The following is a 15,487-nucleotide window of genomic DNA, read 5'->3' as shown; positions in this document are numbered from 1 at the left end:
TGAGAACCGTCAGCCGTCCATTGCATGGATAGCTGGAAAAGGCGCCGTTTGGACGGGAGAAACGCCTATTAGCCTGTAAGAATTCGACACGCTTGCTCCCCCAGTCGGCACGAGTGCTGGTGGGGGGGAGCAAGCTGAGACCTACACCCGGAAGTGGCTCACCATCATCTGCAACTGATTACCCAACCGCGCCAGTTCAACACTGGACGCAGCGGTTTCATCGCTGGCAGCGGCGGTCTGTTCGGACACGTCGCGCACGTTGATGATGCTGCGGCTGATCTCTTCGGCCACGGCGCTTTGCTGCTCGGCAGCGGCGGCGATCTGCTGGTTCATCGACTGGATGTTGGACACCGTGCGGGTGATGTTTTCCAGTGACACGCCAGCCTTGCGAGTCAGCGCGACGCTGCTGTCGGTGAGGGCGCGGCTGTTATTCATTACCGCCGACACTTGTTGCGTGCCGTTCTGCAGACCGGCCACCAGGCCTTCGATTTCTTCGGTGGATTTCTGCGTGCGCTGAGCCAGGCCGCGGACTTCGTCGGCAACTACGGCAAAACCACGACCGGCTTCACCGGCACGGGCCGCTTCGATGGCGGCGTTGAGCGCCAGCAGGTTGGTCTGTTCGGCCACCGCCTTGATCACGTCCATGACGCTGCCGATCTTGTCGCTTTCCTGTTGCAGCACGCTCATGGCGTCGGTGGAACGCGCCACTTCAGTGGCCAGGCGTTCGATCTGGGCGATGGCTTCGTTCACAACCTTGTCGCCTTCGCGGGCTTCGCCATCAGCAGCGGCCGCCGCCTGGGAGGCTTCTTCGGCATTGCGCGCCACTTCCTGCACGGTGGCCGTCATCTCGTGCATGGCGGTGGCCACTTGATCGGTTTCGATCTTCTGGCTGTTCACGCCGGCGCTGGTTTGCTCGGTCACGGCGGACAGTTCTTCGGCAGCGCTGGCGATCTGGGCGACGCCGTCGCGGATGCCGCTGATCAAGTCGCGCAAGGTCACGCCCATGCGAGCGATGCCTTGTTGCAACACGCCGAGTTCATCGCGACGAGTCACTTTGACGTCCTGGGACAGGTCGCCGCTGGCGATGCGTTCAACCACGGCCAAGGTGTCACGCAGCGGGCCAGTAATCTGACGGGTGATGATCACGGCAGCAATGATGCCCACCAGCAACGCCAGCAAGGTGCTGATCAGTTGCAGGGTGCGGGCTTGTGCGCTTTCGGCGTCACGACGGTCGAGCTGGATTTGATACAGCTGCTCGCTGAGGCTCACGATGGCTGCGCCCTGGTCAGTCATTTCCTTGCGCGCTTGCACCGCATCGCTGTTCGCCGCTTTATAAGCCTGTAAGGCGCTGCGGTAGTTGGTCAGTGCGGTTTCCAGCTGACGCAGGGCGTCTTGCTGAGTGTCGGCGAAATGTACATTGAGGGGTTTCAGGCTGGCGATGGCCACGTCCAGTTGGCCGACGGCTTTTTGCTCGGTCTCGGCGTTGGTGGTCGCGGTGTAGCCGCGCACTTCGTAGCGGGCGAGCAAGAACGCTTCCTTGGCCGCCGTGATGGCCTGGAATTGTTCGAAGCGTTGGTCGCTCAGAGGCATTTGCTGCACGTTGGTGTTGATGGCATTGATCAGCGTGTTCGCGGTGTCAGCATTGGCGCCCATGGTGTCGCGCGCGCTGTTACCGGTGCGGTACGCGCTGCGCATTTTGTTCAGGGACGTCTTGTAGGCGTCGATGACGGCGCCTTGCTCTTTGAGCAGCTTGAGGTTTTCCGGGCTCTTGAATTTCACCAGCAGCGCTTGTTGCTGAGCGGAGAACGCCTCGAGTGTGGTGTGGACGTTCTGCGCGGCGGTTTCGTCGCCGTTGGTCAGCATGTATTGCAGGCGAACCACACGCAGCTTGGTCAGGCCGGCATTGAGCTGGGTGATGTCGCTCATCCAGTTGCTGCGGTCAATCAATCCGCCCAGGCTCGTCCAACCGGTCAGGGCGAGGACGCAGGTCAGGGCCAGGACCAGGCCGAACCCCAAGCCCAGCTTCATGTTCACGCTGATATTGCCGAACCAGCTATTCATCAAAAGTCCTCCAGGAACGTTGTGCTTCTAGATCGTCGGTTGGCTGGAAGATTGTTGTTTTTGGTCGCCAGCAAGGTGTGTAGCAGGACTGTATCGGCAGCAATTGCGAGAGCTGAATGGTTTTTGCAGGCAGATGTGTAACAAGACTTTCGTGCGGTCTTAAGCTTTTTTTCACATGAGTTTCACCGGCTGCCGACGCCAGCCTCTCTAACCTCGCGGCATCGAATGACAGTAATGCGTGCCGGCGAGGCGGTTTGATGTGGAATTGAGACTGAGTCTGTTCGGGATAAAACGCTCGATTGATCTGAGCCGTTTTGCCCGCTATCGCAATGCGGCTGTCGTGCTCGCCTCGGCACTGGTGGTGATTCCGCTGACGGTGTGGCTGTTGCAGCCGGCCGCTGTACCGGACCTGGCCCATGGCAATGTAACCGGCGCCCGGGGGTTGACGGCTGATTGGGCCAAAGGCAATGTGATCGCGCTGGTGCGGCACGTCGAACGCTGCGATCACTCCAGCGCCCCCTGCCTGAGTGGTAACGATGGCATTACCGATCGTTCTCGCAGCGTCGCGGTGGGTGTTGGTGCACAGTTCGAACAACTGGGGCTGAACAAGGCTGACATCTACAACAGCCCCATGATCCGTACGGCGCAGACCGCTGGCTACATGTTCAACAAGGTCGGGATGGGTGAAGAATGGTTGATCAATTGCAAGGGCACCATGCTGCGTGACGCTTTGGCGCACAAGGTGGCCGGGCGAAACCTGATTCTGGTGACCCACAGCGAATGCATGTCGCAACTGGAGAAAGACCTCAAGTTGCCGACCTCTACCCTCGGTTATGGCGCGTCTTTGTTTATCTCGGCCGAAACGCCTCAAGCACCACGCATGCTCGGTTTCATCGAAGCCTCGGACTGGCGCTCGGTGACCACCGAATGAATTCACTTTCTGGATCAGGACACACGATGCTGACGTCTTCCCGTTACCGCTTTTATTGGGTGAACTTTGGTATTCCGTTGGCCTGTGCGGTCGTGGTTTTCCTGATGTTCGATCTGACCAAAATCGACATCGCTTTCAATGATCTTTTTTATGATCCGGTCACGCAGACGTTTCCGCTGGATCATGTCCACCTGTTCGAAAAGATCACCCATAAATGGGCACGGATCATCCCGAACTGGACCGGAGAGATAGCGATCGTCGGTGCCTTGCTGTCGTTTCTCTGGCCGCGCCTGAAGGCCGAAAAGCATTCGAAAATCATCGCATTCCTGGAAAAAATCAAAGTCGCGCCGGTGCTTCGGTTCGCCACCAAGCACCGTCGGGACTTCCTCTACGTGGTGTTCGCGTTCTCTATCTGCACGGGTGTCATCCACTACCTCAAGGGCCACACCAGCGTGTACTGCCCGATCGAAACGACCCAGTACGGCGGGAAAATCGAGCACAAGGAGTGGTATGAGAATTTTGATCTGCTGAAAGTCGCAGGGGAAGGTCGCTGCTGGCCGGGCGGACATGCTTCGGGTGGTTTCACCATGCTGGCGTTGTACTTCGTGGCGCGTCGTTACCGCTGGCGCTATTCCAAAGCGGTGATGTACGGCTCGCTGCTGCTCGGTTTCGTCTACGGCACGACGCGGGTTCTGCAAGGCTGGCACTACATGTCCCACACCTTCTGGGCGGGAATCTTCGTGTGGCTGGCGTGTTTGCTGACAGCGCTGGCGTTCTATGGGCGAGCGCGGCTGGAGCAACCGGTGCTCCAGGCGCATGAACGGCCTGAACGCGTTGCACAGCCGCAGACGGCTAGCTGATTCAAAAGACTTGAACGACAAAGCCCGCCAACCCTGAAAAGGGTGGCGGGTTTTTTGTTGGTCCGTCTTGTGGGCGGAGTCAGGAGATTGCCTTCGCGAACAGGCTCATTCCTACAGAAAAACAACGGGCCAAAAAAAAGGTATACGGGGCGAATTCTTAACAAAGTGTGAACAACTGGTGTGATCTATTAATAGCAACCATTGCTTCCCCTTAGTGCCTGGCTGGCCATGCCAAGTGAGCCCTTGATTGAAACGCCCTCCAATTCCATCGCCGGCTGTAAAACGTTTTGTGCCCGGAAAAGCTGTTCGCAGGCTAAGCATCGTCGCGGTCATCCTGGTGATTGGTGCAGCGATGGTCGGGTACTGGATGTTTACACCGCCGGCGCCGTTTGTTCCGTTGAGCGGTCTGGATCCTTCCGCCGTGTCGATGATTGCCTTGGGCGACCAGGGCAGCGGCGATCTGCAACAGTGGCGAGTGGGGCAGGCCATGGAGCGAGTCGCGGCCAGAGACGGGCGGCTGGATATGGTTGTGTTGTTGGGCGACAACTTCTATGGCAAACCGCTGACCAGTACCCACGACCTCGGCTGGCAAATGAAATTCGAGCGCGTCTATTGGGGCCAGTGGCTGAGTCATGTGCCGTTCTACGCCGTGTTGGGCAATCACGATTACCCCACGTCGCAAAAGGTCGAACTCGAATATGGCCGGCAGCGCAAGGGCTCGGGTCGCTGGCAGATGCCGGGCAACTTCTACGTCAAGGATTTCGGCAGCGTCGATGGTCGCCCGTTAGTGCGAATGGTGTTCCTCGACACCTCGGCGCCACGGGAAACCTTTCAGCGTCAGATCGACTTGCTTGACCAAGCCTTCCAGCAACCGGGACCGGCACCTGTATGGCGCATCGCGGCGGCCCATCACCCGGTCCGCAATCATGGCCAGCATGGTGAGGACGGTGAACTGGTCAACCTGTTGTTGCCCGCACTGGAGCGCAACAAGGTCGACATGTTCCTGGCCGGGCACGACCACAACCAGCAACTGCTGCTACGCGCCGCCGAGCCAGCCTGGGTGATTTCCGGGGCCGGGGGCCAGAAACTCTACGCCGTTGGCGCCGGATCGCAGGACACCTCGTTTGCCACCGGACACGCCGGTTTTGCCAAACTTGATCTGAATCCCGGCCAATTGCGGCTGGCCTACTATGACGATCGAGGCAACCTGGAAACCGGTTATCGTTGGGACCGGGATTGTCAGTGGATGGCCAAAGGCTGCCTGTTGCCCGATGGTGCGCAAAAGGTGGTCGTCAATAACACCATGAGCGCTTAGTGGTACTCGGCACTTGGCGCAGGGTTGATCAACGCCGTCAACACATGATCCTGCCAACGCCCTGCGATACTCAGGTAGGCCTTGGCGTAGCCCTCGCGTTCAAATCCCAGGCGCTCCAGCAGCCGCGCACTGCGTTCATTGCCAGGGATGTAATTGGCCATGATCCGGTGCAGTTTCTGCTCATCGAACATGTAGCCGATTCCCGCTTCCAGGGCTTCCTGCATCAAGCCCTGGCCCTGATGAGATTCGTCGATGTGGTAACCGAGATAGCAGGCCTGAAACGCCCCGCGAGTGATGCCGCTGAAGTTGCAGGCGCCGATCATCTGGCCGTTGTCCGGATCCAGCAACGCGAAATGCACCGCCAGACCGGCCTGGAAAGCGCTGGCTTGCACCTCAAGGCGCGGGCGGATGCGTTCAGGGCTGTGATAATCGACGGGGCGAATCGGCGACCACCGGGCGAGATGCCTCAGGTTGCGCCGGTAGAAGTCGCTTTCCAGCGCCGCCTGTTCAGGGGCGAGCACCGCCAGCGTCAAGCGTTTGCAGGGCAGGGATAGCAGAGGCATAGGGCGCTCCGGTTCACAGGGATCGTCGCGCAAGCATTGCGTGGCCAGCGGGAAAACTCAAATCGCCAGCGGCAATGTCACGATAAAGGTGCTGCCTTTGCCGTCGCCATCGCTCATGCCGATCACCGTGCCGCCATGGGCTTCGACCAGCTCGCGCACCACCGTCAGGCCAATGCCAAGGCCCGCACCGTTGAAGCCGATGGCGTGAACGTCTTGCACAAACGGCTCGAAGATAAACGGCAGGGCCTGGGTGGAAATTCCGATGCCGTCATCGCAAATGCTCATCTGCAGCACGTCGTCCTTGGTCGTGACCGAAAGCGTGACATTGCCTCCCTCCGGTGTGTACTTGGCCGCATTACCCAGCAGGTTGCCAAGGATCTGCGTGAGCCGCACCGGGTCTCCGTTCACCGCCAGCGCGCACGTGGGAAGTTCAGTGGTGAAGTGCAAATGGTGAGCCGTCATCACCGGGCTGCACACTTCGATGGCCTGATGGATGATCTGCACCATGTCCACAATCCGGCAATCGAGGCGCAGCTTGCCGGTACTGGCGCGGGACACGTCGAGCAAGTCATCCACCAGCCGCGACATGTGCTGCACCTGGCCTTCGATCAGCGCCTGCATGCGCGGCAGCTCTTCACTGGGCACCCGCACCAGTCGACCGGCGATCATGCTGATGGGCGTCAGCGGGTTGCGAAGTTCATGGGCGACCAGCGTGAGGATGTTGCGTTGCTGCGCCAGCGTGTGTTCTGCCGAGGCTTGCAGGTTTTGTGCGCTGAGGGCCGCGATCACCAATTGCGCGTTAGCCTCGCGCATCTCAAGGAACAGCTTCTGTTCTTCCTGTGAACGATGGGGTTTTTCCGCATCCGTTTGCGCCAGGAGAATGGCCAGTACCAATTGCTGATTGGCTTCGACCAATTGTTCGATTTGCTGGGCGTCCACCAGCCGATTATTGGTATCGCTCAACTCTTTTTGCAGTGCCGCCAGCACTGCGCGCGCTTCTACGGTTTTCTGGCCGAGCAGGAACAACTCACGAGCGGCCGTGGCCATCGTTTGCGCGTTCGTGCCATTGGCCTCAGTCATGGTCCTGATTCATACCTTGTCTTTGCTGAGCTGCCGGGTTGGCCGGCCGCCGAGTAAGCCTTCCTGATCCGGCAACATCTCGCCGATCTGCAGGCCGTTATCGTCGATGCGATACAGGCGCAATTCATCGGAGTGGGCGCTGGCCCGCACCTTGACCACGGCCATGATGCGCAGCAAACGGCTCTGCACTTCAATGTAGCGTTGAACGATGATGGCGTCGGTGAGAAATGCCGTGCCGTAAGGGCTGAAACGCAGATCGGTGTAGCGGTCTTCCAGTTCTGAGGTCATCAACACGCTGACCCCGGCGCTCGTCAAAGCAGTGACCATGCGCGACAGCGACTCGCGAAAGTCTTCGCGAAAGGTCGGCGCCAGCGCCAGTTCGAAGCCCGACAACGAATCGATCACCACACGGGTGGCTTTCAGTCGGCTGATCTCGCTGAGCAGCAATTGCACGATCTCGTCGATGGACAGGTCCGGGGCGCGGCTGTCCACCAGACCGACCTGTCCGCTCTGGATCAGGCCCGCAAGGGTGGCGTTCTGGGAGTGATTGGGCCGTTGTTCAAACACCGCGATCACACCGGTTTCGCCATTGCGCGCGCCTTCGGCGAGGAAGGTCGCTGCCAGAATACTTTTGCCCGAGCCCGACGGCCCGGCCACCAGCAAGGAATAACCACGGGGCAGGCCGCCGCCAAGCATCTCGTCGAGCTGTGGCACGCCCATTTTCAGGCGCTTGATCGGGAACTCCAGCGGCGCTTCAACCGGATTGAGTGGCGCAGGCGCAAAGACCTTGATCCCCGACGTCGCAATGCGGAAGGTGTGCAGGCCCGGCAATGTCGGCTGGCCGCGCATCTTCATGATTTCCATCTTGCGCACCATGGAATTGCGTTGAACGCTCTGGCGCAGCCAGATCAGGCCATCGGCCACGGTGAAAATCGGGTTGGTGTCGGTTTCGGTGAAATATTCGCCGATCAGGAAGGTCGTGGCCTGCCAGGTGGTCATCAACATACCCAGTTGCTGAACGAACTGCGGCAGGTTGTTGTTGGGGTTGTCCTGGGTCTGGCTCGCCAGGACCACCGAACGGAACGAGTCGACGAACACCAGTGAGGGGGAGTGAGCCTCCACCTCGCTGACGATGCGCCGCAGCACTTCGTCCAGATTCCCGGCCAGGGTGTCGTCAGCCAGGTTGATGTAGCGGATCGACTGGTTGATCGCTTCGCTGTCGAAAAAGTCGAATTGCTGCTGATAGCGCAGCATCTTCAGAGGCGGCTCGCCGAGTACCGTAAAAAACAGTGCCGGGCGCTCGGGCGTCGCCAGGGCGAACATCATCTGATGCGCCAGGGTGGTTTTGCCACAGCCAGGGGGACCTGCGATCAGGTTGAACGAAAACTCCGGCAATCCTCCGCCCAGCACCTCGTCCAGTCCTGGCACGCCGGTGGCCAGGCGGTTGATAGTCACTTTGGTGCTCATGGCGAAAGTTCCTGCGATGGGGTGTCGCTCAAAGAAGGTTCCCACACGCCACGAAGCAAACGTGCGGTGAGCGAGGGCCCGATCAGCGTGGTCAGCAGCTCGTAAAACGTGGTCAGCATTACTTCACCGAAAAACAACGCATCGGCTTCGCTTTGCTCGACGAGTACGGACTTGAGGGCAGTCAGATCCAGGGAGGCCAGCACACTGTCATAGGTGCCGACCAGGCGCGGATGGTTGGAGGCGCACAGGTGAAGGCTGCGGCGATAAAGCGCGGCAACCCCTTGTTGGCCGATGATGGGCGTGAGGGCTGCGTCCATATCCTGCAATATTGATGCGATCGCTTGCGCGACTGTTGCAATGTCAGCGTTGGGGCCAACGCGGTGCGCCAGAGAAGCTACGATCTGGCGGCTCTCATCGCTTAGCGTGGACATGGCTAACTGATATCTGAAGGACAGTGTTTGATGGTACACCCAATGGCGGTGTTGGAAGTGGTTTGCGTCAGGGGATTGCGACAGGGCCCGAAACCCCGACTCTTTCTAGTGCATGGCTCTATAAAGTCCTTCCGGTTAGCTGCACAAACAAGCAAACATCGCCTTTTTTGGCCAATATGGAATCCGCTTTGTATCGTTTGGAGCGCCCGTAGTACCGTTTTAAACCCACTGACAACAAAACAGCAGGCAAAAAAAAGCCCGCGGGAGGGCGGGCAAACCGTAGTTTCTTGAATGAGCGAGCGCAATGTACCCGTTGGTGAAAGGTCGTGGGGTGAAGAAAAATTCATGTCGATGAGTGCCCCCCGCTTCACGCCCTGAGACATGCCTAAGGCAAGTGATCCGCCGCAAAGTCCGCTTCCGAGCGCGCCCGCAAACGGCCCTTGCGGCAGGCCTGCTGGAATTGTTCGAAGTCGCGCTCATTCTGCGCGGTATAGCTTTGCGCATACTTGAACAACGCGTCGGCCAGCGCATCGCTCTTGCCGATGTAGCCGCTGATGTGTGCGGCGTTTCCCGACGATTTGGCGTGTGCGCGGGCCAACGCGCGACCACAAACGCGTCCGTAGGCGGCGAAGGTGTCCGCATCGAACGTCTCGAGCTCAGCCGAGACTTTCATGTCGCGCAACTGGCGCACATAGAAGTGTCGCCCGCTGGGGCTGGTGGTCCAGCCGAGGAACAGGTCACTGGCCGATTGCATCAACCGTTGGCCATCGACCACGCGCTGACCGTTATGCCGCACCCGCGATTTAGTCTTCACATAATCGGCAAGCACCGAACGACGTGCCTCCTTGAACTGCAGGAACAGCGGGAACTCCTGATCGTCAGTCAGCAGGGCCACCAGGCACCGAGTCCCGACGCTGCCCACACCGACCACTTTGAACGCCATGTCGTGGGCATGAAAACGCGACAACAGCTCGCGACGGTCGGCTTGCAGCGTGCCGGGATAGTCGCGCATGAACGCGTCGTAAAGCGCACGCCAGTTCGACAAGCGCAGCCAGTCGTCGTCGGCATCCAGCAACGTGGTGTTTTCGTGTAAATGGAAAATTTCCGGCAGGTCATCGCGAATGATCAGTCGGCCATGTGCGTCACGTTCACTGATTTTCGGCAGCAGTTCAGCATGGGTACGCCGCTCGGCTTTTTCGATGGCGCGCTCCACATGCTCCAGGGTCGCTTTGCTTGCCTGCTGCCGCAGATCGCTGTAACTGATGGACTCGTACCAGGTTTCCAAGGCGCTTTGCTCGGCGCATTCGAGCATGGTCTGTTGGTAGGCGCCGACCACCTGGCGGCAGACCGTTTCTTCGACCGTGTCGCCATGACGAAGGTCGCGCGCCGCCACCACGAAACTTGCCACCAGCCGTTTCAAGTCCCACTCCCAAGGGCCGGGATGGGCTTCGTCGAAATCGTTGACGCTGAACAGCAGATTGCGTTCCGGCGTTGCAAAACCGCCGAAGTTCATCAAGTGACTGTCACCGCAGATGGGCGATACCAGACCCATGCTGGATGTTGCGGCCAAGTCGTGGGCGTGTAGCAGCGCATTGCCGCGATAGAAGGTGAAGGGCGAAACCAGCATGCGGCCGTAGCGCAATTCGACCAGCGACTTGATCCGGCCTTCACTGGACGTTTTGATCAGCGGCAGCGGGTCGCGATTTATTTTCCCCATGGACGCCTGCGAACCGCGGGAGCAGTTCTTGCGAGCATCCTTGCCTTGCTTCAAACGGTCTTTGAGGGTGGTCATGTGGGCTCGTTTGGTGAGTGTTTCAGACGTGTGAGAGATGAGTGTAGAAGGGCTTTGGGTCGCCTTCGCTGGAAATCACGCTGGGCATCGTGCCGATGAGTGTCTGGACACCTTCGGTGAGCCATTGAGGTGGGGCGAAACCGGGCTGGACGTCGAGGATGAGGAGGGCTTGGCGCATGCGAGGCTCCGGGGAAGGTCGCGGCGACGGAGGCTTCTGTGGCTGCTGGGTATTTGTATTGATCTGGCTGGCCTCTTCGCGGGCAAGCCCGCTCCCACAGAGGGGCGCGGTGGGTTATCGATTGTCGATCCCCCAGATGCAACAAAACCCGCACTTGGCGGGTTTTGTTTTGCTTCGTATTTGGGCCGGGGTAATCTGAATTCATAATCTATATTGTTGATTGTTATCGTTAACTTTCTTTTTTAATTTTGATTGGAATACCGATTGGAATACCTCACGAGATAGCCATGCTCTGGCCCGTCGTTTTTTTTCGATTTTGCACCCTTGCTTATCCTATTATCAGGGGTGACTTTTCTGTCGCTGTCGGGACCCAGGTTACGCTTGATAAGAGGCTGAAGGTGGTGTCTGGCAGAAACCGGCCAAATGCAGGCGAATCTGACGCCGCACAAAACAACACGGTCCGGGGCGGACGTCAGCAGCTTTGGGGTTGGCCACACGGCCGCCTTGGAGTTCTACAGGCGGACGGAATGATCTTGTTAGACCTGACCACCCACGCCTTTAAATTTCTCAACAAAAGCAGCGATTTTCTGGAAGACAGCCTGCTTTTTTTTCAGGTATTGCGGGTTCAGCGGACTCATCTTGGGGAGAAGAGCATTGAGCTCAGTGCCGCTGTCACTGGCAAACTCCCGCTTTAATGAAGTGGTGATATAGCGCCTAGCCGCCTCTGCATTCAAACTCTCTGCGCTGATTAGCTCTTCTGCCTCACTCTGTTGTTCCGCTTGGGCAAAGGTGAAGAAGGCGTCAATCACACTAGCCTTGTCACCAATTTGGTCTAGGTCTGTTTGGTTAATAAAGTCGACCAGCAAGCCTTCTTTGGCACGATTTTCTAGACTGGCACGAATAACCCTACGCACGTCTTCAACCAGTGATGCTTTGTTTTTGGCTTTTTTATTGTTCTCAAAAATCAGTTCTAGAATGTAGTCCAGATTGATTTCTTGCGATTTGAGCAGGTCTACCTCAAAGACCACGTCATCCCAATCGACGGAGGACTTTTCCCTTTCGGCGGAAGATTTTTCCCGGCGCAACCAATCACGAACATCGTTATAGGTTGAACGGTAGTCCTGGATTTTCCGTTCAGCTGGTATCCTAATCGATTTCAATGCAGTTAGATCATCATCGCTTAAGTAATGCTGAGCTTTGAATGCTTCAACCAACACCGGATCATTCATATCTACGGTTTGTAAGGCCTTCAGGCTGGCAAATTCATCGTAGTTTTGCAGTACGCTTTCAACGCGCAAATACTCGCCAAACAGTTTTGCGAAAGCTTTTTTATCCGATTCTTTTTCAATGGCAGAAGGATCAGGAAAGCGCTGCTCTAACTCTCGAACTACGTCCACAAACCCACGCCGCGCCTCACCGGTCACTACATCGGTAAAACCTTCCATGTATTCCGTATAGCTCTTCTCTAGGACTACATTCTTGGTATTTTTATCACCAAACAGGGTAATGGCGTCTATGGTCGCCTGCTCCAGGTCGCGGAAGGTGACGATGTTGCCGAAGGTTTTGGTGGCGTCGAAAATGCGGTTGGTACGTGAGTAGGCTTGCATCAAGCCGTGGTAGCGCAAGTTCTTGTCGACAAACAAGGTGTTCAGCGCGGGGGCATCAAAGCCGGTCAGGAACATGCCCACCACAATGAGCAGGTCGATCTCCTTGGCTTTGACTTGTTTAGCCAGATCGCGGTAGTAGTTCTGGAAGCCATTGCTGTCCACGCTGAAGTTAGTTTTGAACATTGCGTTGTAGTTTGCAATGGCAGCGCCCAAAAATTCTTTGGCGCTGCTGTTCATAGCAGAAACATCGAAGCTTTCGTCCTGAATCTCGCCGACCGCGTCCTGCTCCTCGTTGGCCGCATACGAGAAGATGGTGGCTACCTTCAATGGCCTGTCGTTGCCCTTCTGTAGGTCCCTGAAAGAATCATAGTACAGTTTTGCAGCGTCCACGCTGCTTACTGCGAACATGGCGTTAAAACCTTTATTGCCCGCTTGCAGGCGATGGGTTTTCTGTCGGAAATTATTCAGTATGTACTGGGCTATTTCGCGGATACGGTCGGGGTGTAGCAAAGCATGCTTATTTTCAGCCGCACTAAGCTTTTTCTCATCCTGCTCAGTTTCAATAGCCTTGAACTGCGGTCGCACATCATTGTAGTCGACTTTGAATTTAAGCACTTTTTCATCGCGAATTGCATCGGTGATTACATACGAATGCAATTCACGGCCAAATACACTCGCGGTATCTTCCGCGCCCAAAGCATTATAGCCTGTAAATATTGGTGTACCAGTAAAACCAAACTGATAGAACTTCTTGAACCGTTTCTTTAGGTTTTTCTGCGCTTCACCAAACTGGCTGCGGTGGCACTCATCAAAAATGAAGACAACTTGCTTGCCGTAGATAGCTAGGTCGGGCTCACTCTTCATAAGGTTGTTGAGCTTCTGGATAGTGGTGACGATGATTTTGTTGTCGTCCTTATCCAGATTACGCTTGAGGCCAGCCGTGCTGTCAGAACCATTCACGCTTTCCGGTGAGAAGCGTTGGTATTCCTTCATGGTCTGGTAATCAAGATCCTTGCGGTCCACCACGAAAAACACTTTGTCAATGAAGTCCAGCTCAGTAGCGAGTCGCGCAACCTTAAAGCTGGTCAGGGTCTTTCCCGAGCCGGTGGTATGCCAAATGAAGCCGCCGCTTTCGGTATTACTCCAGTTCTTTGCCTGATACGAGCTGTTAATCTTCCACAGAATGCGCTCCGTAGCGGCGATCTGGTAAGGGCGCATCACAAGCAATGTATTGCTAACATCAAATACCGAGTAGTGTAGCAACACATTGAGAAGGGTGCGTTTCTGAAAGAAAGTGGCGGTAAAATCTTTAAGGTCCTTAATCAGGCTGTTATCCGCTCTCGCCCAATTCATAGTGAAGTCGAAGCTGTTCTTGTTGCGTTGGGTAGTGTTAGCAAAGTATCGGCTATCGGTGCCGTTAGAGACCACAAAAAGCTGCATATATTTAAATAAAGAGTGCTCGCTGTTAAAGCTCTCCTTGCTGTAGCGGTGTACCTGGTTGAAAGCTTCGCGAATCGCAACACCTCGTTTTTTCAGCTCCACTTGAACTAACGGCAGGCCGTTCACTAGAATGGTTACATCGTAGCGATTGGCGTGGCTGCCCTTTTGCTCAAACTGCTTGATTACCTGCACCTTGTTGCGGGTAATGTTTTTCTTGTCCAGCAGGTAGATGTTCTGGATTCGGCCGTCGTCAAATACAAAGTCATGAATGTAATCGTCATGAATCTTCCGGGTTTTTTCGACAATGCCATCGCTGGGCTTGTCTAGCCAGGTCTCGACAAAGCGCGACCACTCGCTATCAGAAAACTCTATAGTATTCAGAGTTTGAAGTTGCACGCGCACGTTGGACAACAAAGCCTCCGGCGTGTTCAGGCCGCTTAGGTATTCATAGCCCTGATCGACCAAATCCTGAATGAACTCGCGCTCCAGATCACCTTCGCTTTGGTAGCTCTCGGCAACCTGCCATTCCTTGCTGTACTTATCTAAAACAATGAAGTTGCTGGACTCAGCTATGGGCTTGGCGTAATCAACCATTTTGTGGCTCCTGCTGCCAATAGCCATAAGTATTCAGGTTCCTAAGCAGTAGACCAACCATCTCTCTCTCGGGCGGTGTTGGTTCTGCAATCTCTTCGTTTGACAAAGTATTGTGAGGATAAAAATTCATAATCCGGCTGGCGTACGCTTTCTTGTCTTCCGGCAACAGGTCAGACCATCTCCGATATCCTAGAAAGTTGGCGGTTTTTTCATACAAGTTGCGTAGCAGTGCAAAATGGTAGCGCTGCACGCTATTGGTAGCGATAGCCTGCTCGATAATGTTCTTAATGTGTAGGTGATAAGAAAAACTTTTGTTTGAATCACCTTGCTTTTCTTCATGCTCAAAGGTGCCATCGTCCAGGCGACTTAGAATATATCCGCTTTTGGCACCAACTTCATTGTAAAGCACGTTGTAAAACAGCGCGCTATGTGTAGATACAACAAATTTCACACCCGACGCACTCGAATTGATTAGTTGCCCTAGGTTTACCGCCAGCTGAATCAGGTGGTTCTCATCCAGCGAACTGACCGGATCATCAATAAATACATATTCCAGTTGATTGAACTGGTCGGTTTCTCGATCAGCCGGTTCAGCTACATTGAGTACGCCAATCACCTGCTCAAGCAGCGTGTAGAAAATACTCCAGATGAAGTTGCTTTCTTCACCCTTGGAGATTTTCAGATTTCCCGAGTGCGTCGCATCACCGCGCTCCATCGAGAAAGTGACCTCCGAGAAGGCTCTGACGGTAAAATCTTTACCGTCTTTGTCTTGCTCTTTTCTTTCCGCATTGAACCTTGGTGTGAGCTTGTCGTTGGTGTAACGCTGAAAGGTCGTGATGATATTCTGATCTTGACCCTGGTCAATCAACACCCAATCCGTAAAGGAGTTAGGCTGAATTTTCAGCTTCGGATCGAGGTCATCGGCCAAGTCGTTGTCCCAGTAGAACAGGTCTTCAGTAAATGCGTTGTAATACAAAATTTTGTTGCGCGACAACCCGGCTTGCTCAGTCTCATCGCCGTCTTCATTACCGTTCTCTTTTGGAGCAATTAGCTGCTTGAAATCACGCGACAGACGCGTTTTACCTGTCCCATTAAAGGCGTAGATCAGCTGCACCTTTTTTTTGGTATTTTGTAGCTGTCGGGCGATTTCCGTTAGCTCCTTGCTCAT

11 protein-coding genes and 2 pseudogenes are annotated in these 15,487 nt (G+C 55.8%); 3 read left to right on the top strand and 10 right to left on the bottom strand.

The features are described from left to right. Nucleotides 1–141: 141 nt before the first annotated feature. Nucleotides 142–855 carry a methyl-accepting chemotaxis protein gene (locus QF010_RS28040; RefSeq protein WP_429534402.1) on the bottom strand — a complete coding sequence of 238 codons (714 nt, stop codon included), beginning with the start codon at nucleotides 853–855 and terminating at the stop codon, nucleotides 142–144. Between the two features lie 144 nt (nucleotides 856–999). Next, nucleotides 1,000–1,926: pseudogene (locus QF010_RS28035) on the bottom strand (methyl-accepting chemotaxis protein); the annotation flags it as partial. A gap of 394 nt (nucleotides 1,927–2,320) precedes the next feature. On the opposite strand from QF010_RS28035, the gene pmrG reads away from it, so the two are divergent. The 3 genes from pmrG (at nucleotide 2,321) to QF010_RS28020 (ending at nucleotide 5,167) form a co-directional block, all read left to right on the top strand. Next, entirely contained in the window at nucleotides 2,321–2,992 is a 672-nt protein-coding gene (gene pmrG / locus QF010_RS28030) for a lipopolysaccharide core heptose(II)-phosphate phosphatase PmrG (protein ID WP_429534358.1), read from the top strand. 26 nt (nucleotides 2,993–3,018) lie between these two features. After that, nucleotides 3,019–3,852, top strand: coding sequence for a phosphatase PAP2 family protein (locus QF010_RS28025; protein WP_429534357.1), 834 nt, complete (start codon nucleotides 3,019–3,021; stop codon nucleotides 3,850–3,852). Between the two features lie 247 nt (nucleotides 3,853–4,099). After that, nucleotides 4,100–5,167: a metallophosphoesterase gene (locus QF010_RS28020; protein WP_429534356.1), complete on the top strand. Its 1,068-nt coding sequence runs from the start codon at nucleotides 4,100–4,102 to the stop codon at nucleotides 5,165–5,167. On the opposite strand, the gene rimJ is transcribed toward QF010_RS28020, so the two are convergent. The 8 genes and pseudogenes from rimJ to QF010_RS27980 form a co-directional block, all read right to left on the bottom strand. Further along, nucleotides 5,164–5,730 carry a ribosomal protein S5-alanine N-acetyltransferase gene (rimJ, locus tag QF010_RS28015; protein WP_033058164.1) on the bottom strand — a complete coding sequence of 189 codons (567 nt, stop codon included), beginning with the start codon at nucleotides 5,728–5,730 and terminating at the stop codon, nucleotides 5,164–5,166. The genes QF010_RS28020 and rimJ overlap by 4 nt on opposite strands. A gap of 57 nt (nucleotides 5,731–5,787) precedes the next feature. After that, nucleotides 5,788–6,810 carry a sensor histidine kinase gene (locus QF010_RS28010; protein WP_033058162.1) on the bottom strand — a complete coding sequence of 341 codons (1,023 nt, stop codon included), beginning with the start codon at nucleotides 6,808–6,810 and terminating at the stop codon, nucleotides 5,788–5,790. Nucleotides 6,811–6,819: 9 nt separating this feature from the next. Next, nucleotides 6,820–8,277 (bottom strand): ATPase domain-containing protein, encoded by a 1,458-nt coding sequence (locus QF010_RS28005; RefSeq protein ID WP_033058161.1) that lies wholly within the window; start codon nucleotides 8,275–8,277, stop codon nucleotides 6,820–6,822. Next, entirely contained in the window at nucleotides 8,274–8,708 is a 435-nt protein-coding gene (locus QF010_RS28000; protein ID WP_429534355.1) for a hypothetical protein, read from the bottom strand. Before QF010_RS28000 ends, QF010_RS28005 begins: the two co-directional genes overlap by 4 nt. A 385-nt stretch (nucleotides 8,709–9,093) precedes the next feature. Beyond that, entirely contained in the window at nucleotides 9,094–10,500 is a 1,407-nt protein-coding gene (locus QF010_RS27995) for a DUF2252 domain-containing protein (protein ID WP_429534354.1), read from the bottom strand. A 64-nt stretch (nucleotides 10,501–10,564) separates the two neighbouring features. Then, nucleotides 10,565–10,678, bottom strand: a pseudogene (locus QF010_RS27990) (hydrolase); the annotation flags it as partial. A 536-nt stretch (nucleotides 10,679–11,214) separates the two neighbouring features. Further along, a complete protein-coding gene (locus QF010_RS27985) occupies nucleotides 11,215–14,319 on the bottom strand; it encodes a type I restriction endonuclease subunit R (protein ID WP_429534353.1) in 3,105 nt (1,034 codons plus the stop codon). Further along, nucleotides 14,312–15,487, bottom strand: coding sequence for an anticodon nuclease (locus QF010_RS27980; protein WP_429534352.1), 1,176 nt, complete (start codon nucleotides 15,485–15,487; stop codon nucleotides 14,312–14,314). Before QF010_RS27980 ends, QF010_RS27985 begins: the two co-directional genes overlap by 8 nt.

Origin of the sequence: Pseudomonas silensiensis (genome assembly GCF_050434865.1) — a bacterium.
Taxonomy (GTDB): domain Bacteria; phylum Pseudomonadota; class Gammaproteobacteria; order Pseudomonadales; family Pseudomonadaceae; genus Aquipseudomonas; species Aquipseudomonas fluorescens_W.
The sequence above is the reverse complement of the archived record's forward strand: the minus strand, read 5'-3'. Positions and strand labels throughout refer to the sequence as shown.

Excerpts from the sequence above, each read along its gene's own strand:
- QF010_RS27980 (WP_429534352.1), bottom strand. The coding sequence starts at position 15,487 with ATGAGCAAGGAGCTAACGGAAATCGCCCGACAGCTACAAAATACCAAA.
- rimJ (WP_033058164.1), bottom strand. The coding sequence starts at position 5,730 with ATGCCTCTGCTATCCCTGCCCTGCAAACGCTTGACGCTGGCGGTGCTC.
- QF010_RS28025 (WP_429534357.1), top strand. The coding sequence starts at position 3,019 with ATGCTGACGTCTTCCCGTTACCGCTTTTATTGGGTGAACTTTGGTATT.
- QF010_RS28040 (WP_429534402.1), bottom strand. The coding sequence starts at position 855 with ATGCACGAGATGACGGCCACCGTGCAGGAAGTGGCGCGCAATGCCGAA.
- QF010_RS28005 (WP_033058161.1), bottom strand. The coding sequence starts at position 8,277 with ATGAGCACCAAAGTGACTATCAACCGCCTGGCCACCGGCGTGCCAGGA.
- QF010_RS28000 (WP_429534355.1), bottom strand. The coding sequence starts at position 8,708 with ATGTCCACGCTAAGCGATGAGAGCCGCCAGATCGTAGCTTCTCTGGCG.
- QF010_RS28010 (WP_033058162.1), bottom strand. The coding sequence starts at position 6,810 with ATGACTGAGGCCAATGGCACGAACGCGCAAACGATGGCCACGGCCGCT.
- QF010_RS27985 (WP_429534353.1), bottom strand. The coding sequence starts at position 14,319 with ATGGTTGATTACGCCAAGCCCATAGCTGAGTCCAGCAACTTCATTGTT.
- QF010_RS27995 (WP_429534354.1), bottom strand. The coding sequence starts at position 10,500 with ATGACCACCCTCAAAGACCGTTTGAAGCAAGGCAAGGATGCTCGCAAG.